This window comes from Gaetbulibacter aquiaggeris, from assembly GCF_044003965.1.
Taxonomy (GTDB): Bacteria; Bacteroidota; Bacteroidia; order Flavobacteriales; family Flavobacteriaceae; genus Yeosuana; species Yeosuana aquiaggeris.
The window spans coordinates 544,727-571,347 of record NZ_JBAWKC010000002.1 but is presented as its reverse complement, the minus strand read 5'-3'; the positions used below and the strand labels follow the sequence as shown (position 1 = coordinate 571,347).

Sequence of the window (26,621 nt, the reverse complement as noted above, 5' to 3'; positions counted from 1 at the left end):
TGTATCTATTGGTTTACACTGGTACGTTCAAAAAAGCCAGGAATTGGATTCGGAGTGTTGGTATTAGTATCAATCTCAGAATTTCCAATTAAAAATCGTTGTGGTAAATCCGATCCAACATTTGGCGCCATAGGCACTCTTACTATGCTCTCGTCCTGTGTTCTTCTAGTATCATTAAAAACCTCTATTTGGCCAAATAAGGTAATATACCTTTCCTCCAATATTTCTCTAAGCAATGCATTATCACTTGAAATACCGTCCGGATTTTCAATTCCCAGATTATCAAAATCGGCTGCCACATAGGGGTCATATTGAATATTGGCCATTACAGGATTGGTGATATAACCTCCTGACGCCATGTATGCACGAAACGCATTTAAATGCCCAAGACCGGTATTAAAATTTGCTCTTGCTCCCGCCTCTGCAAGAATTAATAGGTTCTCAGCATACGTTACTATTTGAGCTGGGGCATCAATTTGGGCAAAACCATTTGTATTGAAGTTTGGCTGAATACCAACAACGGTAGTTTGTAAAAGGTAATTATATCTGGCCGTCTCATTGGTTTTGGAGTTTCCTCTGTAATTAGCAGGAATAGGGTTAGTTGCATTATTGGAATCAATAAGACTTACAAAAAAATCAGATGTCACAAGATCATTCTTTCTTGATGCAAGCGCAAAAAATTGATAATGTAAATTTGCATTATCTGTTGCCGTGCCATGTGGCGATTTCATGTTATTGCTGTGCGTGCTTCCATTGGAACCAATTCCATTTAGAGCCGCATTATAAGCCGCAGGATAATTCTTGGTATGCATATAAAAACGGGCTTTCAATGTATGAGCCACTTGAGTCCATGCCACTGGGTTACCATCAAAATAAATTTCTGTGTTTGCAGGAGGTCTTCCGGTTCCACTTGCCAAATTTATTATGGCATCATCAAGTAAGGTCTGGAGTTTTCCATAAATAGCAATTTGAGATTCAAACTCTGGATTTTCAAATTCCAAACCTCCGGCCTGGTCAAAAGGAATATCTCCAAAAAGTGAAGTCGCCGTACCAAGATCTAAGGCTTTCAAAACTTGTAAGATGCCCAATGCTACGCCATCAATTCCACTTTCTATGGCAGAGGTTTCAGCGACACGAATGTTCCTTAAAATATCCCTAAATATAACGCGCCAGGTAGGATCAAATGTGGTTGCCGTTACCAAATAATTATTAAGGGCCAAATGTTGCCTGTCAAAACCCGTAAATTGACCTGCCATAATACCTGATTCTCTTGCGGGTTCTCCTGTTTGCAATACTATAGTTGCCACTTCTGCCCCTGTTAGTGTATATTGATAAGGAGCCGAAGTTGGATTATTAGGATTTTGGTTTAAATCTTCTACCATCTGACTGCAACTAAAGACAAGAAGAGATAAAATGCTTATTATTATTGATTTTTTCATAATTTCTTGAATGTTTTTAATTAAAAAGTTACTGATAAAGAAAAGACGTATGATTTTGTGCTTGGATTGTTGTAATAGTCAATCCCACGTGAAGAACTTACACCGGAAACATTGGTGTCAGGATCATTCCCTTCAAATTTAGTCCATAAAAACAAGTTTCTTCCGGTTAAAGAAAATGTTAGGTTATCAATACCTATCGACTTGGTTGCTTCTTTGCCTAATTTGTAACTTAAGGTTAATTCCCTTAAACGGGTCCATGAGCCATCTTCAATAAACAATTCAGAATTTCCTCCAAAGAATCCTCCAGGGCCATTATACCATTCTTGAGTAAGCGCAACGGGGCCGGCTCCAAAATTACGTATTTCACCACGAAAAGTAGTACCCGCTGTTATGACGTCTCCATTAAATTTAAGCAAATTTTGTGCAGCACTAACTTCATTGCCCGTTGATATCCATCGCCCATAATCTACTAGTGTTGACTTGGTACCAGCAAAAATATCATTGCCTTGACTGGTTTCAAACAAAAACGATAACGAGAAGTTTTTGTATGAGACAGCTCCTATAGCTGACCCTTGCCAATCTGGGTTGGGATCACCAATCATACCTTGTACGGGATCTGTAACAGGAAAGCCATTGGCATCATATTGTATCTGGCCATTTTCATCCCTGAGCGATCTGGTTCCCCAAAGTATCCCATGCTGTTGACCAATCATAGCGCGGTTATGAACACCATTTAAACCCGTATCGAGCCGCACTGATTCTGTACCTTCAACAAGGCTGGTAACTTCGTTTTTATTTTTAGAATATAAAAAACTCATATTCACGTTCCAGTCTGAGCTTTTAAAAATATTATAACCTAATTCTAATTCTAATCCCTTATTTTCCATCGAAGCTGCATTGGAATATAATTCTGAATAACCTCTGGAATAAGCGATAGGGAAATTGAGTAATATATCATTAATTGTATTGGCGTAATACGTAGCATTAAGTTTTAATTTATTCTTAAAAAACCGAAGGTCTGTACCAATTTCAAATTCCTTTTTCCTTTCAGGTTTTAGTGCCGGATTACCTAAGGAAGAACTTGGAACAAAACCTCCGTTACCATAAAGTCCAACACCTAAACCTCCTCCTAATTGATCACTGTATGTGGGAGACACATATTCTGGAAACGTATTGTATCGTGCGGGTTGAACACCAACCTCGGCGTATGAGAATCTGAATTTTCCAAATGAAAGAACTTCTTTGGGCAATATATCCAATTCACTAAACTGCCATGCTAACGAAGCCGAAGGAAAATAAAACGGCTTATCAGAGTTTAATCCAAATGTTGATGCCCACTCAGACCTTAATGTTGCATTAATAAAAACTTGGTCATAAGCTGTAAAATTAGCAGCCGTATAGCCTGCTACAGTTCTTTCACTTCCAAATGATGATGAAACTAATCTGTTTTCTGGCAACGCATTGTCTACATCTAAAATCTGATCGGCTAGATCAGTATAGAGAATAAAGTTATTGATCTCGTTACCCTCCACAACCCTTTCTTTATGGTTATAATTAAAACCCACCAAAATGTCTCCACTAAAATCAGCATTAAATGTTTTACTGGCTTTGGCTATATAATCCATATTGAATATACTATTGGTAGCAAGCTCTTTAATTTGTGTTCCGTTAACAAAAGTAGCAGCCGCTCCTGGCGTATAAAATTCATGGCCTCTTTCTATAAATTTGTCAATACCTGCTCTGGCAATCAACTCCAGCCATTCTACAGGTCTTAAGTTGTAATTAACACTCGCAATAAAACGATCAACGGTTGATACGTTTTCCTGTTCATTAATGGTCCACAGTGGATTGTTTGCCACCGCACTTGAACTCTCTCCTAAATAGCGTCTGTAAGTTCTTTGACGACCAGAAATTGGCGCTGAGGTACTGGAAGCATAGTAATCTCCTTTGTATCCAGAGATATCAAAATCAGCCGGAGTTCTTGTTAAACCAAGATATAAACCATTATTACTTACACCACGGCGAATACGATTGGAATTTGTCTTCATGTACTTAAAAGAAGCATTCAGATCTGATTTTTCATTCAATTTATGTTTCACATTAACTGATGCCGTTGTTCTTCTGTAATCGGCATTTTTAATGATTCCCTCTTGATTAAAATCGCTTAAACTAAAGTAAATCGAGCTAAATTGGTTTCCTGCAGAAAGACTGAGATTATTTTCCAAAAAATACCCGGTTTGGAACACTTTATCAAAATTACTTTCGTCAAAAATTTCCCTCGAGTTTTTGCTAATAATAGGATAATAGAAAGCCCCATCCTGATCAATATAATAAGCGCCTGAAGTATCAAATTCATCCGGACCTCCTGAACGTTCAGAAATCTTATCACCCCATGAATAGGTGTTATTTGGAGTAAAGACGCCGTTTGTTCCTTGTCCAAATTTGCTTTGTAAGGGGTACTTTACGTTAATTACATCAGATGAGTAGGTTGTATTATAAGTTACTTGCATCTTTTGATTGAACTTGCCACTTTTGGTTGTAATCATAATGACCCCTCCCAATGCTTGCGTACCCCATAAGGCGGCCGCAGAAGCCCCTTTCAGTACAGTTAAACTTTCAATGTCGTTTGGATTGATATCATTTAATCGCGATTGTTGGGCAAAATCGTTAGAGTCTCCACGAACATCATTACTCATAGGCACTCCATCAATAACAATGAGTGGCTGTGAGTTGCGTTCTATTGACGAGATCCCCCTAACCTGAATATAAGCTCCAGAACCCGGATCACTAGAGTTTCTAGAAATTCTTACCCCTGAAGTTTGTCCAGACAAAGAATTAACCACAGAAGTTTCTTTAGCTGCCGTTATAGACTCACTAGAAACTACTGACGTTGCATATCCTAATTCATCTGAAGATTCTGCAAAACCAAGTGCAGTAATGACTACTTCCCCTAGTTGTTCTAAACTTTCCTCAAGTGTAACATTGATTGTGTCTTTAATACCAACAGCAATTATTTGTTGAGTGTAACCAATGTAAGTAAAAATTAAAGCTGCATCAGCATTCAAAACAGAAATGGAGTAATTGCCATCAAAATCGGTAATTTGGCCATTTGAGGTGCCCTGCTCGACTATGTTCACTCCCGCCAAGGGGATTCCACCTTGATCAGTAACAGTTCCTTTAACGGTTTGTTGAGCAAACGATTGTTGAACCATTATTGAAAAAAAGACAATTAAAATTTTAATTAATTTTTGTTTTTCCATTATTAGTAAAGTTGATTATTAATTTAGTCTAATTTGTTTTTTAAGGTATATTTGTGTTAAATTGTTACTTGGATTTATTGTAAACATAAAATTAAATTTGAGATAAAAAATGAGTAAAAGGATTAACTCATGATTTTTTACATGATTTTACACCCTTTTACATAGGATTTTATGAAAGAAAATATTGATTTATTTACTGGTTTACTCGAGAAAAAATACGGCACTTGGAATCGTAACAAAGCACTTTTTGGCACGACACCCTATGGTAAGGTTGCCAGTGATTTAAGTATAAGCAGTAGCCAGTTTTCAAAACTTCTTTATGGTACCGCAACCGAGGGTATGTATGAGCGTACATTAAATAATATTAATCGATTGATAGAACGACAATCGATTGAAAAAGCATACGAGCAAACCCAATTAATAATAAATAATTCAAAAAAGACACACAGAAAAAAAATTTACTTTTTTTCACTATTGTTTTTATTGATTGGACTAATCACAAGTTATTTCTTCGATTTCAATCATTCTGTTTATAAAGAGTTAGATTATGAGAAACATCCGCTAGAGAATTATTTCTATCCTGAATCATCCATGTTTTTTGATTCTCCTTATACTAGTAATTCAGCTATTTCAGAAAATTGCCCTTGTAGCGGCTTTGAGGGAAAATGGATATTATCTGAATCTTTCAAACTGCCACTTCCTGGTATGAAAAAACCGGGACTTTATTACCTTGCAAAATCGGCAGATTTGATGATACGATGCAGCAATCTTTTTGATTCTTATATTGATAAAGGACATGCCATGATGGGTTATGAACATTTGAAAAGTGAAATTTGGATTGACACGCAACAAGAACCTTTAGTTCCTCAATATTTCAATCCTTCAACTAAAGAATTTACAGAAAGCTTTAAACAACTTTCTTTTGAATCAGATCCAAGATTTAAAAAAATTGCCGATTTAGCGGCATTTAATGTAAACATGTTTGAAGTTTATGGAGATTCAATTGCCAGGAAAGCAGAGCTTAGTGGCAGATTAGCTGTAGATGTTAATAAAAAATTAGCCGAAAAATACAAAATTGACGTTGGCAATATTATCAAAAATGTATTAGGTGATTTAATTAAAGCAAGTTGTAAAACCGCTTTCAATCCGTACTGCAATCCAAACGATTTGACTGAAGGGAAGAGTATAATTTCTTTTGATTGTGTATATACAATCAGTGAAGAAAATTTAGGTTTGGAAAAAGGTTATCCTTATACAAAATCATATCTGTTAAAAGATCAAGTTTTTTCAGATTACCTTCCCTGTGAATGTGAGGGCAATTTAAATAATGAATAAGATTCGTATTGGCTTTAGTTGGCATTCAATAAATTCAATTTTGCTACAGTATTGCTACAAAATAAAAAAAAGCCCAGTTTTACTGGGCTTTTTAGTAGAGCGAACAGAAAAAATATCGAACCTTTTAATATCGGAATTAGAGAAATTAGAGCCAATAATAATTTAATTCAAATGAAAGCATAAACGAGGCTAAATAAATCAATATTCATTTTTTATTTCTTCTGCTTTGACCTTATTCTTAAAATCTTTACTGATTTTTATATTTTTTATTTTTAATGTTTCAATTTGCTCTAAATCAATAACATAATCGTCAGGTTCTGTAGCAGCGAAAGTTTTGGAATTATTGATTATGATATTTGTAAATTCCAAGTGCTTTACCCCAGTCGCTTTGATTATTGAAGGATTAAAATTGTTGAATGTATTGTTGTTAATTACGATTTTACCCAACTTCCTTCCTCCAATGCCTAATTCACCACCTATACTAATCACCGGCCTTTTCCCACCATCGTAATTGCAATCTCCAAAAACATTACCCTCAATTATCATATCCTGAGCTCCTCCAGATTCATACCACCAGGTGTTGATTCCATTACTAATGATAAGTGCCTGCATCATGTTGCTGAAATAGTTGTTCCTTACAATTGTTTTCTTTGGTGACTTTAATAAAAGTCCTCTGGCACGGTTGTCGGCAAACTGGCTGTTTGTGATAGTTACTTCGGGATACCAGTCTAAATTTTCAACTACATATCCTTTGCTCAGTTTATTGGTAATTTCTTCATTAAACGTAATAATATAGTAGTCCTTATTCAATTTGTAAAAAGATTTAACAGATGTTTTGAATTCAACCTCTGCAGATTCTTTAGGATTTATAAACCCTAAGTTATCACCCTGTTCAGCAAATTGAAATCCTGCTTGCTGAAAGTGTCCAATCCTCACGCCTAATTTATCCGGCCCTAGTACATCTTCAACAATCACATAGGCCCCATGCACATTGATGGCATCATCAAGCTGATGTCTGAAATTACAGTTGTTAACAACAATTTTACCTTTACAGCTTGAAAAGTGTGCAGCATCCGCAGACGTTGATACCATAAGCTTATTTTCCGGGTTCGCAAGTATTTTAATACTATCAAGAACAATATCCTGACTGCGTTCGCCAAGTATTCCCATTCCTCCAGCATAATGAATGGTAAGGTTATGTAAATTTACATTGCTACTTTTGTTGATATAAAAAGCATTAGCAATCCTGTCTTTTCCGAATTGACCTTTGCATACTAAAACCTGCCCTACAGGTGGTAATGCCTTTTCATTTCCAGAAATTCTCACTAATCCGGGTTCTATCTCTACAGCTTTTATAGAATACTCCCGGTTTTGTCCCTCATATTCAGGTATTCTAAAATCTATATAATTGGGAAAGTCGAATTGATCTTTATTCCGGATTTCAATATGATTTACCATATTTAGCGGTGTGTACTTAGCAGTATTGTATGCCACTGCCTTGCGTTTGGGATCGAATAAAATAGCATGGTTTAAATCATGTTCAAATCCTTCTTTAATAAAAATCAATTGTTCATTTCGGATTGTATATGGCATATTATCTGCCAATCTAAGGTCGAACGTATTGTTAATGGTGTCATTTGCTTCAATAAGACCTTCGCCATGCAATGGGAGGTACCAATCAATGGTTAAGCCTGATATGTCTATATTTTTCGAGTTTTCGATATTAAAAGGCATCATAACCCCATGGAAGATAAACTTGGCGCCCTTGGCTTCAATTGTTAAGCCGTCAAAATCATTTATTGGAAAAGCGATTCTTCTTAAAGAATTGTCATGATTTGTAATAAAACAATATTGCTCATAAGCTTTTTCGGGATAAAAATGATAAGTCCCTTTCCCGATAATTACTTTGCTATTTTTATATTTGGAGGCATCCTGAAGCATTGTAATTACTGAAAGGGTGGCATCTTTTTCACCTTCTTTAAGATAGTCACTCAATTTAAACACTTGTGAAGATAAAGTCTGAGGTATTATTGAAAACAATAATACTAATGACAGCAGTCTGATTTTTTTTCTTATCATGATAATTAATCCCTTTTCATTATTTGTCCCCTGAATTAATAAAGTGGATATTCGTGGTATTATTATCAATTTTTACCTGAGGGGATTGCTCATCAAGCTTGTGATTAAACCAGGTAATGTTTTCAAATGTTACATTAGTAACTTTGTGTTCAGGATCGGCACCTGTAACCCATATTGGATACCATCCTTCTTTTTCTTCACCGGTTAAAGAAATATTTTTAAAATGGACGTTGTTAATCTTTCCCGGTACCTGATTTTTCATATATTGATTGACAGCAGGCTTTAAACGAATAAAATCAAATGTCTTCTCTCCGCTTTGAATCGGGTAATCAGCAAAAGCCGTCACATTTTCGACAAGTACATCTTCAATGGACATCTCCTCACCAGGCTCAAAAAGAAAGGGACTCATATTGAAATGGAGGATGTCGATGTTACGAAGGGTAATGTGCCTCATATATTGTGCACGACTTTCGTGCCCTAACAGAAAAACCCGGGCCCTGTCACTCCAAAGCAAACAGTTTTCGACCGTGATGTATTCAATGTTGTCGTTATTCGAACCCAAATTAATACCTTTCATAGCGATACAGTCATCGTCAGTACGGATAAAACAATCCCGAACATATACTCTTTGTGAATTGCAAGGATTTATTCCGTCATCATTGGGGTTTTTACTGCAGACGAGCTTAACATTGGTTATTGCAATGGAATCACAGTTGTAAATTGGAATTGTCCAGCCCCATGAGCCCCTCAAGATAATATCATCAACAGTGACATTTGTTGCCTCACGCATACCAATCATTGATCCTGGTCCTTTTCGCCAGGGCCAGTCATTACCACAAAGTATTCCCCTACCCATTATTTTTACATTATCACCGGAAACAGATACTCCACCTTTTACTACTGCTCCGCCAGAGATATATAGTATTTGACCAGACGAAAGATTGATGTTTTCAGGCTTATGAATTCCAGGGCCAAAGTATATGACACTAGGTTCTCCCTGTTTGGGTGGGTTTATTTCAAGTGGGTTTGCAAAAATTAACAAAGGTTCAAGCCTCCCATCAGGCTCAATGGAGAGTTTGCATGGCTTACTAATTGAGAAAGTTAGTGTATTACCATCTACTTTGGGTTCAATCCCAGCTAGTAACGGACGAATGACAAGATTATCAAGGGATTTATTCAAAGAAGTTATTTTAATATTGACTTCGCCTGAAAAATCAAAATAAGAGAAAGAGTATGGACCTCCAACGTCTTTCGGATCTAAGGTCCATGAAGGAGGGTTTTCTACATCGGCAATTTTCGCCAAATATATATCAACTTTTTGTCCATTAACCTCCAGCGTATAATCTTTTGAAAGAATTTCATTGGATGGAGCTGGATAAATAATTATCGTTGAGTTCTTGGTGTCAGTAGAACATGCTGTATTACCAAGGGCAATGAACAACCCTAAGAACATACTCAACAATAAATGTAAAAGAGAATATCTTTTCATTGTATTTTTTTTTAGAGCTTAATCTTCATTGAATTTGATCTGAGATAAACAACCAGTAGCTGAACCCAGATTATTTTTTATTCATTTGATAAACAGCTTCAGCAAATTTTTTACCCAAGTCTATATATCCCTCACTATCATAATGCCAGGGATCTGAGTAATCGTAATTTTCAGTATCTCTTACAATAGCGGCATTTTTGTCATTTCTCACATACTCTTCTTGCGCATATTGTACCAATTCAGCAAATCTCCAAGTCTTCCCATTGTTGTCCATTCCAGAATCAGAAATCTTACCTATCACCACTCCCAGGTTATCGTCATGAAAAACAGCTCGTATTAATTCCATCAGCCTTTTGAGGTTTGAATAATAACGGCTGGCGATGTCTTTCGTTATCGTTGCATCACTCTCTCCCTGCATCCAGATAATTCCAGATGGAACCAAAACATCTTCTATTCCATTCCCGTCTATGTCTTTGGTGCTTAAAGCCCCTCTCACTGTTGTCAAAAAATGATCGAATTGATTAATCCCATTGATGCCTCTGTAATCAATCTCCCAGGAACCATATTCACGTGCAGCCAAGCTATCTATGGAAGAACCGCCTCTGGCGTATTTGATTATGGCAATTTTTTCACCGGGATATAGCTGCTCTAATTTTTTGCCAAAAGATAACTCAGGCCCAAACTTATGAGAAAGTTTGTTACTGACCGCACCTGATGTGAAGCCTGCCCCGTTCCCGGGTTTTAGATTATCCCATTTACCCAATCCACCTTTTTGATTTCCATCTCCAATTGGAAATCCATGAAAGATCCATACGCTTTCATTAGTACCAGACAATGAGTCAGGTAATTCTGTGTTCAGTCCATGACCCTCCATATTGGATTGGCCCCCAAGAAAGAAAAGCCTGAAGGTTTCCTTTTCTTTATTTTGACTGATCCCACTCAAGAAAACCAGTAAAAGAGCACAAAATAAAAGGAATTTTTGTCTCATAATTTTCTGTTTAATTAGAAGGGGCTGTATCTAACAGCCCCTTCCAAACTGCTCAAACTAACTCAAATTACCTAAGCTATTAATTAAACTAATTTTGATAGAAATACTTATTTGGATTTTGAATTATACTTTTCAAAAATCCTTCCTGTTCTGATTCAATTTCTATTTTCTGACAATTAATGACGCTAATAGAAGCCTCATTATCCCCTTTATAGGTGTTGCCTTCTATTTTTATATTTGTGCAATTTTGAAGATCAAACTGTGATAAATCACTAAAAATTTGCGGACATAATTTTGTTTGGATTATTGTATTATTCCTTATAATCAGTCCATCTACACTAAGTGCATAAATAATAAGTGGGTCAAATGTTTTTATTATATTGTTTTCAAAAACAATGTTTTTATGATAATACCCATCTTCTCTATATTTTTTCCCTATAATCGGGTCTATTTGCAATATTGCTTGTGGTGCATGACCGCCAATACCTAAATTTTCAAAAGTATTTCCTCTCACTATTACATTTGATACCGGACCTGATTCGAACCAGTAATTCGCATCTCCACATATTCTGATACCTGCCATCATTGAAGCAAAATAATTATTTTCAACCAGGACAGACTTTGAGGTTGAAATCAACAAACTTCGAGCTCTATTTTGTTTTACAGTACAATTTTTTACTTCTAATGAAGGCATCCATGTTATATTTTCAATGGCAATATTTTTGTTGGAAAATTCAGGGACCCGTTCTTCAAAAGTAATAGTGTAGTTGTTTTCATTAATCATATCAATACTTTTGACTACACCTGTACCTACTGGCATTAGATTTGTCCTATCTATAAATCTTAAAGTGTCACCTTTTTCTGCAAAATCAAATCCTTGTTGTTGAAAGTGACCAAATCTTACTGCCACTGTAACAGAATCTATAACTTCATTATTAATCATATATGTCCCATGAACATTAGTGGCATCGTCAAGCATATTTTCGAACCTACAATTATCAATAGTTATCGCACCTTTACAGTTTATAAAATGTGTTGCATCTGCCGTTGCAGAAATTATTCTGGAAGATCCTTCTTTTAAAATAACATTAAATTTATTTAATGAAACCGTTTCTGTCTTTTCAGCAATTAGAGCCATAGCTCCGGCATGGTAAACATTAATGTTGTTTAATTCTATATGTTTAGATTTATAAACTCTAAAACCAACTATTTTTCTGTTTTCACCATGAGGACCTTTGTCAGAATATATACTACCTACAGGAGGTACTTTGGCAGCGTTCAGGTTTGAAAATCTAACAATTCTATCATCCAGAGGTTGTGCCTTTAAGAAATTTTCGTGGAAATTATGTTCGTAATGTGACGTAAAATATTCAGGTGATTTTGTTGTAGCATTGTAAACAATGTTCTCACCTAAGCCAATTTCCCAGTCATATCCACTAAAATAAAGGATGTCATCTTTTATTTTGTATTTATTATCTTCATGAATTTTTAAGTCAAATGTTTTTTCTTCTTGGTTATTAGCTACAACTATGCCTTCTAAATCAAATGGAAAATCATATTCAATGTTTAAATTTTCTATTTTAATATTAGTAGAATTTTCTATTAAAAAAGGAATGATACTTCCATGAAATATAAAAGTGGATCCATTACCATTTATAGTAATATTCCTTCTGCCTTCTATAGCGAAAACAAATTTGCGGAGGCCATTATCATTATTAGAAATTTTCACATATTTTTCATAAGCCATCTCTGGATAAAAATGATATGTTCCTGTCTTGAACTCTATTGTGCATTCTAATTTTTTGTCATTTTGAAGTAAATCAAATACTTTGGATGTAAAATCATCGTCATTGTTCGATACCTCAAATACAATCTGTTTTGTTTTATTTGTTTGTGTTGAACAACTACTTGAGAAAAATAATAATAGTCCTATTAGGGGGAAAAATTTATTCATTCTAGCGATTTTTAATTGATAATTGAAAAATTAATATTTAACAAATCGTTTATTCATAGATTGATTTCCTACTTGTGCTTTTACATAATATAAACCGGAAGCAAATCTATTTATATTAATTTCAACATTACTGCCTTCAAAAGCTTCTTTATAAACCAATTGACCACTCGCATTGTAAATAAATATCTCTTTATTCCCTGAGGGTAATCCACTTAATTTTATATTTTCATTACTTGGACACGGGCTTATTAAAAAGTCATTTTTTAACTTATTGTCTTCAACACTTAAATTAGGATCAAAAAATGTTATAGTACGAGATTTAAATTTTCTATAAGAAAAATCTGGAGCAATATCTGCATAATAGATTTTAGCAACCTCTCCAGCCTCAACATCCGTATCACCAATTATTGTTGGATACCAAGCCCTACCACCTATTTCTGAAACAATAATACTTTTTGGAGTATCCCAAACAATTCCATCAGCACTTACTGATATATATATATTGGTTGGATTCCATCCATGCCATACCATGACCCATTTCATAAGGTATGTGTTCCAATGAACAGAGGGGTTACCACCAGGAGCACTTGACAAACCAGGTAAAGGAGACTGTCTGCCTCCAAGTCCATCTTCGGTAAATCCTCCAAAGTAGTATTTTTTCCAGGTACCAGGGGCTCCCTTTGGATCTGTTGAAATCGCCATAGAAATGGTCTGCTCTTGATAGTAGCATAGCCATCTATTATTTATATGATCCCATACTACGCAACAATCTCCTGTTCCACCCCAAGTTGGTGTCGCTGGTTTTGGTGTGGCACTAGTTATTATCTGATTACCTGTTTCCCATGTTATACCTTTATCATTGGAGTATGTTACACCTATCGATTTCCATGCAATATCATTGGTGGTATGTGGATACCAATGGTCTTCTGCATGGAAAAATCCAATAAAATCATTATTCTGTTCTCGAAATACTGACATCAACCATGAACCACCGTTATCATACGTATCAAAGTTTCCTCGTCTACCAAATACAGCATTGTTGGGTTGGAGCGCAATTTGATCTTCAACAAATTGTGTTGAACCAACAGAACGATGTGATTCAAATTCAGCCCAAAACATAATATATTCGTTCCCATCAGGCAATACGGATATATGTCCATCAGGATAATATGCAATGTGCGGGTAATTAACCGGGTTAGCTACATCTTCAGCAGCGGTGAGTTCTACTTGCCATTGACCGTAAATAGTCAAGTAATTAAAAAGCAGGAAAACTATTAAGAAAAAAATGGATTTCATTTAATTATTTTTAAATGTCTTATTATTGAATTAATTGAAAAAAAGGGGATATTTCAATCCCCTTTTTTTTGCCTAATTTGCTTAATACCCTGGATTTTGTTTTAAATCACCACCACTAACTTGAATCTCTCTATCTGGTACGGGAAATAATACGTGATGTTCCTTAATATTAGCTGCCGCAATATTATTACCCTCTGATGATGCTCTCACAGCTTCAATTAATTTACCGTATCGTACTAAATCTGCCCAACGATGTCCTTCATAGCACAGTTCCCTCTTTCTTTCATCAAGAACAGTTTGTAAAAAATCTGGACCTGAAAGTCCGCTTAAATTTCCTAATCCGGCTCTTGTACGTACCCTATTTATTGCTGAATAAGCGTCTGAATTAGGGCTTCCATCCGCACGAGTTTGAGCTTCGGCATATATTAATAATACATCGGCAAAACGAGTGAGTGGAAAATTAAACGGAGATTGCCATTCAGTAGCATATCCACGAGTTGCTGGATTTGGATCATGCCTCCATTTAAAAGCGTAATAAAAACCATCATTTGTTGGCTGAGTATTTCCATCAGCATCAATGACCACATAGTCTACAATGTTATAATCTCTCCTCAAGTCGCCATCTTCATATGAATTATATAGTTCTGGCATTGCGCGACATATTGAATAGGTTATTGTATGCGTCCAGTTTCCAGGAGGTCCATCCCAGGTACCAACTTCTCCGCCTTCATTATTTGTTGCGATGTATTCTGCACTAAAAATATATTCTATTCCATGCTCATGATCCAATTTGAAAACGTCTGTATAGTTTGGTTCAAGATCATATGGACCATTATCAATAACATCCTTTGCATATGCAGCCGCTTTTGAAGCAGCAGTAGCATCTTTTAAGGGCTCACCAGACATTTGTAAATAAACCTTTGCCAAATATGATTTTGCTGCATATTTTGTTACTCTTCCCGGTTCATTAATAACTGGAATGTTCGCTTCTGCAACTTTTAAATCATTTATAATCCTTTCATAGGTCTCTGCCAAGGAACTTCTAATATTTTTAAATTCATTCAAATTAGTATCTTCAGTTATAATGGGTACGCCTCCATAATAACGCGCTAGTTGGAAATAATAGAATGCTCTTAAAAAACTTGCTTCTCCAAGAATTCTTTGTTTTGTTGCCTCAGGCATTGTAACATTAGTGTTTTTAATTTTACTAATTACCACATTACATCTAGATATACCAACATATTGCATTTGCCAAACAGCACTTGGTATGCGAGAAAAGGCAGTAAAAGTGTAATTCCCTATTTCTTTTCCAGTTGCGTCCCAAAACCCTTGATTAACAAGCATTTCATCAGTTCCTGCACGCCCCATCATCAATAGACCTTTGAAATAGGTACCAAAACCTCTATCGCCCTGGTGCACAGCAATTGGATCATAAGCTCCGGTAAGAGCTAAATCAAAATCTTCAGTCGTTGCAAAGAAATTACCTAATTCTATATTGCTCTTGGGAGCAATGTCTAGTTGATCTTCACAAGAAGAAAACAAAATAATTGAAAGTATAAATAATACTAAATTTTTCATAGTTAAATAATTTAATTATTAGAATTGAACGTTTAAACCCATCATATATGTTGTTGCCCTTGGGAAACCACCATAATCAAATCCTTGGACAAATGGATATCTATAATCAACTTGGTTTGATGTAACTTCAGGATCATACCCAGAGTATTTTGTGAATACAGCCAAATTATTTCCTGCAACATATATTTTTGCACTTTTAATTTTAAGTGCCGAAGTTATTTTGGAGGGTAAATTATAACCTAATCTTACTGTTTGCAACCGAATAAATGAGCCATCTTCAACTAAATAATCTGCTGGTCTTAACGAAGGCACTCTTGCATATTGTGTGCTATTTGGATTATCTGGAGTCCATCGATCTAACCAGTTTGATGTTTGATTTGCACCTCCGCCTGGGAATGATGAAATTCGAGTATTTGTTGCATTAAATATGTCATTCCCAGAGGAATATTGAAGTACAACATCTAAATCAATTCCCTTATAAGAAAAACTGTTACTCCAAGAACCAAAAACATCAGGCAATGTATTTCCAATGACAGAACGGTCAAAACCATCAATTGCACCGTCATTGTTTAAATCTAAGTACTTAATGTCACCTGGTTGTTCACCTGCTCCTGCGGTAGGAACTCCATCCTTTGGTGACCCATCAGGATTAAAATCGCCTGGTAAATATATGCCATCGGTTTTATAACCAAAAAGATCATTTATGGAGCCTCCTACTTGCAAAATAACCTCATCAGTTGAAATTGCATCAAAATTTACATCAATAAAAATGGGCTCTCCATCATTACCTAAAGCCTTGATTTCATTGTTTTGAGTGCTTAAATTGAATTTTGTGTTCCAAGCAAAGCCACTATTAGTTTTTAAGGCATAATCAATAGAGAACTCAAAACCACTATTTTGTATCTCACCAATATTAAACCACCCGGAAGAAAAACCAGTAGAAATTGATACAGGTGTTAGCAATAGGAGATCTGTAGTGTTTTTGACATAATAGTCAGCTGTAATATTAAGTGCATTATCAAATAGACCCAAATCAATACCTGCATTAATTTGTGTTGTGGTTTCCCATGTAAGATCTCTATTTTCTAAATTTTGAGGACTGACTCCGTTAGCTACAGTTCCATTAAAAGTATAATTTGAAAATTGTTGATCAAGTAAAGCTCCCTGAACTGGGACACTCGCATTACCAACTTGTCCAAAACTTGTTCTTAATTTTAAATTTGATATAAGTTCTGAATCTTTAAGAAAAGCTTCATTATGAACGTTCCATGCCAAAGCACCTGAGTAAAAGTTACCCCATTTATTATTTATAAATCTTGAAGTACCATCTCTACGAAAGGATACGGTAGCAAGATAACGATCATCATAGGAATAATTCCCTCTAGCTAAATAGGATTGCATGACCAACTCATCAGCAGAAGATTGGGCTAAAAATTCTGCCGCTCCCTGTAGGGAATTATAGCCTAAAATCTCGTTTTGAAAATTTCTTCCTTCCGTTCTATTGTATTCATTATTATTTTTCTGGTAAGAAAACCCTGTTACTACATTAAGTCTATGCTTGTCAAATGCCTTTGAAAAAGTAAAGTAATTTTCACTTAAAAGATTCTTTGCATTAATATTTGCTGCAACTGCAACACCATTGTTTAAACTACCCCATGGCGTTTTTGTGGAATAAAATTGCTGATCTTTAAGATTGTAAATATCTAGTCCAAAAGTAGTTTTAAATGATAACCAATCAGTCAATTTAAAATCTGCATAAAGATTACTAATAGTTCGGTTAATATTCTTGTCAAGGGCTGTGTTTTCAGCTACATTATCAGGATAACTTAAAGTTCCCGCTATAAAATTATCAATTTCTTGCTGAGGCACTCCAGCTCTTCTAAAATAAGCCTGAGTATCGTTAGTCATTTTGAATGGACTTTGAAATAATGCACCAATTACAATACCTGCAGCAGTTCCTTCTCGACCATCAGTTGGAACCCCTTCATTAACTATATTACTGTAAGTAAGACTACCTCCTACTGTAAGAAGGTCACTAAATTGATGATCTATTGAAAGACGACTGGTAAGTTTCTCAAAATTAGTTTCTATCAAAACAGACTCATCTTGAGTATAGGAAGCTGAAACTGCATAATTTGTTTTTTCTGACCTTCCTTGTAGAGATATAGAATGATTTTGAGTCATACCTGTCCTATATATTTCATCTTGCCAATCAAGATTCATAGCGTTTCCATCTGAAAAGGTATAAGGCGTTCCATCTGGAGCCGTAAAAAGCCTGTTGTTAGGATTGGTTGTTTGCTCATATTTTGTATAATCATTAAAATTCATGACATCTATCCTTTTCTTCATCTCTTGTATACCTATGTAAGAACTATAGGTTATGCCGGCTTCTCCTGTTTTCTTCCCCTTTTTAGTAGTGATCATAATCACTCCATTAGCACCACGGTTACCATAAATTGCAGTTGCAGATGCATCTTTTAATACTTCTATTGAGGCAATATCATCAGGATTTATGTATGAAAACGCACTCATTTGTGCACTAAATCCTTCTAATCCTCCTCCCCCTGAGGTTGCCACATCGCTAATAGGAAAACCATCAATAACAATTAAAGGTTGCGAACTTCCACTAACAGAGCTAATACCTCTAATGTTCATTTTTGTTGCAGCTCCTGGTTGTCCACCTGTTGAACTAACAGACAGGCCTGTTGCTTGACCTTGAAGAGCCTGCTCAATATTTGTAATTGGTCTTGCTTCTAAAACATCGCTGTTTATTGAGGCCACAGATCCTGTTACATCCTTACGTTTCTGCGAGCCATATCCTATGACAACAACTTCATCAATTGATTCTAAAGAAGGCTGCATAGTGATATTAATTGTGGTTTGACCTTCTATTTGTACGTTCTGAGTTAAATATCCAATATACGAAAACTCAAGTATTCCTTGGGAAGAGGTCTCTATTGAATAATTCCCATTAAAATCAGAAACTGTTCCCTTTTGTGATCCTTGTAGTAAGATATTTACACCTGGCAATGGCACCCCATTTTCATCTGTAACTGATCCTGTAATTTTTGTTTGTGAATAAATGATACTAGTAAATAGTATTGATAATACAAACAATATATTTTTAATTGTTTTGATTTTCATGATAATTATATTTTGAATTTTTTCAATTTTTCTATTCGACTATTTTCACAGATATTTCATCAATGTAAACTTTGCTATTAACAGCTCCTCCTAAAATAATATCGGGGAAAAAGTTGGTTCTGGTATTTCCATCATCAGGAATACGGATTACAATAGAAACTTTTGTCCAACTAGTGGTAATTGCATATGGAAGTGAAGTCCCTGAAATTGGGTAATACTCTGAATAACCTTCTTCTGTGCCTCCAGCCGGGAAGGCCGCACTCCATGTAGGTAAATGATTGACACCCCGAAAAGTATCTAATCTTATTGGTGCATCAGCCTTAACATACATACTCAAAGTATAATCCTTTCCATTTTCTATAGCTATCTTGTTATTTGGAAAATCACGACTAATAATTTGTCCCCAGCCCCAAACACCTTCAAAGTTAACTATTGAAGTATAATTAGTTCCATTTGCCCCACCAGCTTGTGCCGTATAAGGAAATGGAGATCCATTCCATGTTTGCCAATCAACCACAGTACCGGTTTCAAAATCACCATTCAAGCATAGTTCAGGAGGCCCAACTTGTATTACTTTTTCTACTTCTGAACTGCTTCCATCCTCAGCTCTAGTTATTGTAAGCTTAATAGTTGTAGGGTTATTTACATTAAATTGAACAGTTGGATTTTGCTCTGTAGATGTAGCAGGTGTACCTCCTTCAAACTCCCAACTCCAACTAGTAGGTACTCCGACTGAAGTATCAGTAAATGTTACAGATTCACCTACTTTTATTCTAGTAGCTGATGGACTAAAATCTGCTATCAGCACAGGAAATACTTTAATAGGAAATTCCATTGATTCTTTACTTCCATCAACATACTCAATTTCCAGAGTAGCTATGACATCTCCTTCTTCTGAGAAAACAACTTCAATTTCAGGTTTGTCTGAAGTTGCAGGAGTTCCTCCTGGAAAAGTCCATAGTCTATTCTTAACTCCAAGAGATAGATCAATAAATTTAACAGTACCTCCATCTGCTACTGTTGTTTGAGAGGAAGCTGTTGCCAATAATTCTTTTTTTACACTCTGGATATTTTCGTCATCTTTATCGCATGAAGTAAATACCAAGAATCCCAATAAAGTAAAAAGTAAATACACTAACGGATTGTACCTTAATAATAATTTTTTCATAAAGCCATAATTTAGTTTTAGTTTTAATTGGTAATACTAGAATGAATGAAAAAAAATGTTTTCACTGATTACCTAATATTGATAAACAAAGTTAAATGTTTTGTTATGAGGCCATTATCAGTAATGTAACATCCTTGAGAAAATATGTAACAATATTGCATTTTTACAAAATTATCATCTTCGTAATAAATATTGGATTTTATACTAATTAATGGGTGTGAGTATTTCTGAATCTAAGTTTTACTGATATGTAACATTTTGAGTATTAGATGTAACATCTATTGTTTCTCCGAACAATTTTTCAAACCTTTTTTTTAGTTTTGTTAAACAACTATCTTTTATCTTTATAAAATATGGTTGGGAAACTCCTATCCTTTTTATAAATACACCAGTTTAGTCACAATATTAAAATGAAAACATTAAAGGAAAACCACCGTATTCTGATATTATGGCTATTTTTTTACATGCATGCCTTTACTTTTCATAATTATTTACATGCACAAGAGTTACAATTTAAAACCCTAACAGTAAACAATGGACTTACCCAGCACGATGTAAGTTGTATAATACAAGATAGTTTTGGTTTTATTTGGGTGGGAACTTATGACGGTTTGAACAGATACGATGGTTTTAAAGTATTAAATTTTTCACATAAAACGGGAGACATTGAAAGCCTATCAAGTAATCGAATAATTTGTTTATTTGAAGACTCCAAGAAAAGAATATGGATTGGTACTGACGGCAATGGGCTGAATTACTATTCTTTACTAACAGAAAAATTTGTAAGGGTCAATACGCCTCCAGGATTTAACCTAATAAATGATATTTCTGAAAATGTTAATGGTGATATATATATCGCGACAGGGAATGGTTTACTCAAAATAATTGATGATGAAGAAAAACCAACAACAGAAATCGTTCAACTTCCTTTAACCGGTTTAAGCATTAATAAGATTTTAATAACTACAAACAACTCTTTTTACTTTGCAACAAACACGGGCATATGGGTGTGGAAAAACAATAATTGCACTCAACTTAATGAAATAGAGAACGAACAATATTCTGATTTAATTGAAGATAAAAACCATAATATACTGGCGGGTGGCTACAGAAGCTTAATTGTAATAAAACATCAAGATAACACTATAGTCGTAGATGAAATTGAAACATTTTCTGAAAATGTCATTACTTCACTTTGTACATCTAATGATGGTAATATTTGGATTGGGACCTTAAATTCCGGACTTTTTAAAGTAGATGTCTCTAATTATGAAATTGATAAAAATTATACTTCAAGTTTTTTTGAAGAGCGAAGTTTGTTAAGCAATACCGTTTTATCACTCTTTTTAGATAACACGAACACCTTATGGATCGGCAACCGTCAAGGGCTTTGTTATGCGAATCTTTCGCAAAAAAAATTTAATAGCATTCCTTTTGAAGGTTCAACTAAACTTCTGCAAAACATAAACATTAGCACCCTGATGTTAGATGATGATTACCTTTATTATGGAGTTCAAAATGAAGGTTGTTTTCAATATTCATTCAAAAACAAAAACACTCAAAGAATTAATACAGAGGTCAATTTTGATCCGCTTTACCTTACTAAAATCAAGGAAACAGTTTTTATCGGATCAGATTTAGGTTTATTTTTAAAAGACAAAAAGGATTTGTCTTTAAGACAGGATAAATTAATTACTAGGCATGATCCTATTTTCCCACTAGAAGTTTCTTCAATATGTGAAGATGGAAACAGCCACATTTATTTTGGTTCATTTTCAGGACTTATTGTTAGAAATGGTGATAATACTGACTGGATACATTATTTATACCCTCAAACAGAAATTTTAAGAGGTAAAAGAATTTTTAGCTTACTCTATGACAAGGATGCCAGTTGTATTTGGATTGGAACTATTTCCGACGGGCTTTACAAACTAAATTTGACAAGTGAAGGTCATTTTATTTCTCTAGAAGTTTATAATGAATCCATGCAAAATAGTTACCATATTACAAACAACACTATTTGGTGCTTTCTTAAAAGTAAAGACGGAACCCTATGGATTGGAACAGATGCAGGTCTTTTAAGAAAACCAATTGATTCAAATAAAATTAGCCAAATTTCTATTGACGGTATTGTTAACAGAAAAATTATGGGGATTCTTGAGGATGAAAGAGGTAATCTTTGGCTTACCAATTCACAGGGACTTATTCGTTTTGATATGGATAAAAATAATGTACGGCGTTATACTTATAAAGACGGGTTACAATCTAGCACATTTACTGAAGCCGTTGGAAAAGATGAGGATGGCAAATTATTTTTTGGAAGCATTCATGGGATAAACTATTTTGATCCTATTGAAATAACAGATAATCCTTATAAAACGGATGTTGCAATTTCTGATTTTAAAATTCACAACATTAGTATTTCTCCAGAGAAAAGTTATTTTGGTCAAAAAGTACTTCAGAAATCAATAAACCTAACTAAAGAACTTACTTTAAATTACAAACAAAATAATTTTCTATTTGAATTTGCTGGCACTAATTACGCTAACGCCTCCGAAAACATGTTTAAATATAAATTAGATGGATATGATAAAGAATGGATACATATTGTTGGAAATCATCAATTTGCAACTTACTCAAATTTAAAACAAGGGAGTTATACTTTTAATGTTGAAGCAGCAAACAATGATGGAGTTTGGAGTGGTAACCCGAAAAAAATTATTATCAGAATATTACCTGCTCCTTGGTTTTCCATATGGGCCTATTTTTTTTATGTTGCATTAATATCAGGCGTTATTTTAAGTTTTATTTTTTTTCTTAATAATAGACAGAAACTAAAACATGAATTAGAACTGGAAAACATCCAACATAACAAGGATCAAGAAATCAATGAACTTAAACTCACTTTTTTTACTGATGTAGCGCATGAATTCAAAACACCATTATCACTCATTATTGGTCCTCTAAACGACCTTATGGAGTCTACTTTAAGCAAAGAACATCGCGATTTTTGTTTTCAGATAGTTAAGCGTAATACTAAACGAATGATGTTTTTGGTTAATCAGTTATTGGATTTTAGAAAAGTAAATGCTAATCTTAATATTCTAAAAGTATCTTATAATGATCTTGCTGATTTCACACAGGAAACAACTAAAGCATTTTTGTGGCAGGCAAAAAGGGAGGAGATTAACTTGAATGTTATAACACCGGATTCGTTCGAGTGTTTTTTTGACAAAGATGTCATTGAAAAAGTTCTATACAACTTGTTGTCTAACGCCTTTAAATTCACTCCTAAAAAAGGGATTATTGAAATTGAATTAAAACCCATTTGGAAAAAGAACAGGAAGATTGCAAGTATCATTATTAAAGATAGTGGAAAAGGAATACCTGATAAAGAAAAAATAAGGGTCTTTGAACGTTTTGTTCATGGTAAAGATCGCTCTTCATCAGGAATTGGACTTCATTTAAGTTATCAATTAGTAAGAGCACACAAAGGAGATATTAATGTCACGGATAGTAATTATGGGGGAGCAGAATTTATTGTAACAATTCCTGTCTCTGAAAATGACTATGAAAATAACGAACTTTCGCAAGCAATTAAATCAATCAATTCATTCAGTGATGTATCAATCGAATTTGATGAACCAAAAAAAGAAAGTTCAGAAAAACGGGAGAGTATTCTGATTATTGAAGATGATCATGATTTACGTGCCTATCTAAAAAACAGTCTGAAATCACATTATACAATATTGGAGGCATCAAATGGCCTTGAAGGAATTAAACAAGCAGTTAACCACTTGCCTGATATTATTATAAGCGATATAATGATGCCTGAAATAGATGGTATTGAAATGTGTAAAGAGCTAAAGAAAAATATTAAGACATCACATATTCCTATTCTTTTACTAACTGCTAAAACAGCAGAGGAACATATCAAAATAGGTCTTGAAGCTGGTGCTTGGGATTATATTACAAAACCTTTTAATACTTCATCACTTCATCAAAAGATTGTAAATATTTTGAACACTCGAAATAAATTTAGAGAATTTTTAATTACACAAAATATCACCATCGAAGTAAAAAAACACTATTCACCATATGACCAGAAACTTATAACAAAAATTTCAAAAATCATTGAAGATAACATTAGTAGTCCAGAATTTTCGACAAAGGATTTTGCTGCAGAAATTGGACTTAGCAGAATGCAGCTTCATCGAAAATTGAAAGCATTATTGGGACAAACAACAACCTCATTTATAAATAATATAAAAATGCAGTATGCTACAAAAATGTTTGATGAGGGTTGTGACCGAATACAAGAAGCAATGGAAGCAGTTGGAATCAATAGCTATGCTCATTTCAACCTCTTATTTAAAAAACATATAGGAAAAACAGCCACTAAATATATTGCTGATAAAGGATTAAAACAGACCTAAAAAAATTATTTAAAATCCCTGAAAACCCCAGTGAATTCTATGTTTCTTTAAACTATAATGACAAAAGGGTGTTTCAAAACATCATGTTTCCAGAAGGTTTTAAATTTTCCTTGAAAAATAAGGAATGTCGAACCAGCAAAGCAAATATGCTTTTTGATTTAACCAACTCATTTAAAGCTGATTATAGCATGAAAATGATGGGGTGAAATTGATTTTAATAAAATCGCTAACGAAATTGGTGTAGCAATCGCAAAAGAATGTGATTATATTATTCCTTATTTGACAGACCCAATAAATAAGATGGAAAAAGATTTTGTGCCAAAAGAAAATCTTGATTGTAGCAGGCTAAAAAAAGGAGAGTTTTATTATTTGAATTCAACTCCAAATTCAATGATAAAGGATACAACTTTTGTTTCTATAAAAGATCAAATTTTGATGGAAAGAATGAAAAACGGAAAGACTTATTCTTTTCTAGATATAGTATGGATTGATGATTGTCGTTTTGATTTAATATTCAAAGAAAGTAACGACCCATTTAAAAGTGCTTTAAGCGAAAAAGGTGACAAATATGAATATGAACTGATTTCAAGCACAACAAATTCCTATATAATTAGAATGAAATGGAAAAAACAAGAATATAAATTTGAACTTTATAGAATAGAATAATGTTTTACAACACCGGCTATAGTTCATTGCTTCTAACTTTATTCTCGGAAAGTCCTCAAAAATTTGCTATCTTCGGTTTACGGTGGAAAATCCTCGCACACAAAACCGCACTATTCTTATACATAAATGTTGTGCTTCATTATAACTAACCCTTAACCAATGATAAAATTATTTAGAAAAATCCATTACAACTTTATGAAAAAAAATAAATCAGGTATTAGCCTTTAATCTTCCCTTGGCAAACGCACATCCTCTTGCGCAATTTGATATACCAATGACGCTAGTACGGTAGCATTTATCATCATATCGCGTTCTGGAACATATTCTAAAACATCTAAATTAGTGTGGTGCGTTACTGTGCTATAATTCAATTCATCTTGAATGATTTGAAACGCAGGTATCTTGTAATAATCAAAAACCACATGATCTGTTCCGCCTGTGTTTTCAATGGTTAAAGCATTCACATCTAAATTTGCGTAGGGCTTTAGCATCTCTTCAAAAATTGGTCTGACAGCTTCATTTCCCTGTAAAAAGATGCCTCGCATTTGACCAGCACCATTATCCATATTTAGATAGGCCGAAATTTTTTCAACTTCATTTTTTCTTTTGGTTTCCTTTAATTTTCCATAGTGATTTTCTGCATACGCCATAGAACCTAAATACCCCTGTTCCTCTCCTCCCCAAAGGGCAATTCTAATGGTTCGCTTTGGTTTTAATCCAGACGCTTTGAGAATTCGCATCACTTCCATCATTACGGCAGAACCTGCGCCATTATCTGTCGTGCCAGATGCTGAATGCCAAGAGTCGAAGTGAGCACCAACCATAACAACTTCATCTTTTAATTTTGGGTCTGAACCTATAATTTCTCCGATAATATTTACATTATTTTCAGGTTTTAAATAGAGTTCTGAATCTAAATTGAATTTAATTTTTGGATTGATTCCTTTGACTATTAAGCGTTGTAGTTTTCCGAAATTTTCTGGTGAAATTGCAAAATAAGGGATTGGTTTTGCATCCGTTTTTTTATAATTATAGGTGCCACCTGGATGAATAATACCTGGAAATAAAGGCCTTGTTGCCATAACATTCATGGCCCCTTCTGCTTTTAAGAAGGCAAAAAAGGCGTCATCCTTTCTCTTATAGATTTCAAACGCCTCGTCATCTTCAACTAAATCAATATCTGAAGCAGAAGGATCTAACGAATTATTTGGCGCAGTAACAATTGATTTTTGAGCGTCCTCAATTTGGTCTTTAGTAAATCGTGTTGAAAGTGGTTCAAATAGCATATTTTGTTTTGGCGCAGCTCCCATCAATATGGTTTTTCCTTTTAATTTTCCGCTCCATTTTTGTTTTACATTTTCTAAATCAGCATAACTTTCTATCCATATTAAATCGCCTATTTGTACCCCATTTGAGGGTTCTGTCCACGCATACGGATAGGCCTGTATTTTCATATAAGCTGGTTCTATCATTTCTACGTTAAATGATTTCACTTCCCATCCCATACAATCATCACAATAATTTTCAAAATAGACCTTGTCCATTCCCCAATTTTCCATGGTTTTCTTTGCCCATTCCGCAGCGGTGTAATATTGGTTTGTTCCCGTCAATCGTGGGCCATAGACATCAGACAAGTCTGTAATTAGAGATATAACCTCTGATTTTTGAAAGCCTTCTGTCTTGATTTTCGCAAGCGCTTGCGGCAAGGTTTGGCTGGTTGCGGATAATCCTATAAAGAGGAATGCTGTGATAAAAATTTTAGAAAAGATTTTCATATAGTGAATAATGA

14 protein-coding genes are annotated in these 26,621 nt (G+C 34.5%); 3 read left to right on the top strand and 11 right to left on the bottom strand.

Annotation, left to right across the window (positions count from 1 at the left end; translation table 11 throughout):
- Window positions 1-5 precede the first annotated feature (5 nt).
- The gene (locus V8G56_RS08785) at window positions 6-1,439 is read right to left on the bottom strand and encodes a SusD/RagB family nutrient-binding outer membrane lipoprotein (protein WP_395438074.1); all 1,434 of its coding nucleotides are present in this window, start codon (window positions 1,437-1,439) and stop codon (window positions 6-8) included.
- A 20-nt stretch (window positions 1,440-1,459) separates the two neighbouring features.
- Window positions 1,460-4,699 (bottom strand): SusC/RagA family TonB-linked outer membrane protein, encoded by a 3,240-nt coding sequence (locus V8G56_RS08780; RefSeq protein WP_395438073.1) that lies wholly within the window; start codon window positions 4,697-4,699, stop codon window positions 1,460-1,462.
- 171 nt (window positions 4,700-4,870) lie between these two features.
- Here V8G56_RS08780 and V8G56_RS08775 point away from each other — a divergent pair, with 171 nt between their 5' ends.
- A complete protein-coding gene (locus V8G56_RS08775) occupies window positions 4,871-6,034 on the top strand; it encodes a hypothetical protein (protein ID WP_395438072.1) in 1,164 nt (387 codons plus the stop codon).
- 198 nt (window positions 6,035-6,232) lie between these two features.
- Here the strand turns inward: V8G56_RS08775 and V8G56_RS08770 are convergent, their stop codons facing one another.
- From V8G56_RS08770 to V8G56_RS08735, 8 genes are all read right to left on the bottom strand, one after another.
- Window positions 6,233-8,113, bottom strand: a complete 1,881-nt coding sequence (locus tag V8G56_RS08770; protein WP_395438071.1) for an alpha-1,3-galactosidase-related protein — start codon at window positions 8,111-8,113, stop codon at window positions 6,233-6,235.
- A 19-nt stretch (window positions 8,114-8,132) separates the two neighbouring features.
- Entirely contained in the window at window positions 8,133-9,602 is a 1,470-nt protein-coding gene (locus V8G56_RS08765; RefSeq protein WP_395438070.1) for a glycosyl hydrolase family 28 protein, read from the bottom strand.
- Between the two features lie 70 nt (window positions 9,603-9,672).
- Entirely contained in the window at window positions 9,673-10,590 is a 918-nt protein-coding gene (locus V8G56_RS08760; protein ID WP_395438069.1) for a sialate O-acetylesterase, read from the bottom strand.
- A gap of 88 nt (window positions 10,591-10,678) precedes the next feature.
- Window positions 10,679-12,544, bottom strand: a complete 1,866-nt coding sequence (locus tag V8G56_RS08755) for an alpha-1,3-galactosidase-related protein (protein WP_395438068.1) — start codon at window positions 12,542-12,544, stop codon at window positions 10,679-10,681.
- 30 nt (window positions 12,545-12,574) lie between these two features.
- Entirely contained in the window at window positions 12,575-13,840 is a 1,266-nt protein-coding gene (locus V8G56_RS08750; RefSeq protein ID WP_395438067.1) for a T9SS type A sorting domain-containing protein, read from the bottom strand.
- An 81-nt stretch (window positions 13,841-13,921) separates the two neighbouring features.
- Entirely contained in the window at window positions 13,922-15,418 is a 1,497-nt protein-coding gene (locus V8G56_RS08745) for a RagB/SusD family nutrient uptake outer membrane protein (protein ID WP_395438066.1), read from the bottom strand.
- 18 nt (window positions 15,419-15,436) lie between these two features.
- The gene (locus tag V8G56_RS08740; RefSeq protein WP_395438065.1) at window positions 15,437-18,562 is read right to left on the bottom strand and encodes a SusC/RagA family TonB-linked outer membrane protein; all 3,126 of its coding nucleotides are present in this window, start codon (window positions 18,560-18,562) and stop codon (window positions 15,437-15,439) included.
- Window positions 18,563-18,593: 31 nt separating this feature from the next.
- Entirely contained in the window at window positions 18,594-19,730 is a 1,137-nt protein-coding gene (locus tag V8G56_RS08735) for a PKD domain-containing protein (RefSeq protein WP_395438064.1), read from the bottom strand.
- Window positions 19,731-20,140: 410 nt separating this feature from the next.
- On the opposite strand from V8G56_RS08735, the gene V8G56_RS08730 reads away from it, so the two are divergent.
- Window positions 20,141-24,166, top strand: coding sequence for a hybrid sensor histidine kinase/response regulator transcription factor (locus V8G56_RS08730; RefSeq protein ID WP_395438063.1), 4,026 nt, complete (start codon window positions 20,141-20,143; stop codon window positions 24,164-24,166).
- Between the two features lie 300 nt (window positions 24,167-24,466).
- On the top strand, window positions 24,467-24,832 hold the full coding sequence (locus tag V8G56_RS08725; protein WP_395438062.1) for a hypothetical protein: 366 nt from the start codon (window positions 24,467-24,469) through the stop codon (window positions 24,830-24,832).
- Window positions 24,833-25,056: 224 nt separating this feature from the next.
- On the opposite strand, the gene V8G56_RS08720 is transcribed toward V8G56_RS08725, so the two are convergent.
- Entirely contained in the window at window positions 25,057-26,607 is a 1,551-nt protein-coding gene (locus V8G56_RS08720) for a M20/M25/M40 family metallo-hydrolase (RefSeq protein ID WP_395438061.1), read from the bottom strand.
- Window positions 26,608-26,621 lie beyond the last annotated feature (14 nt).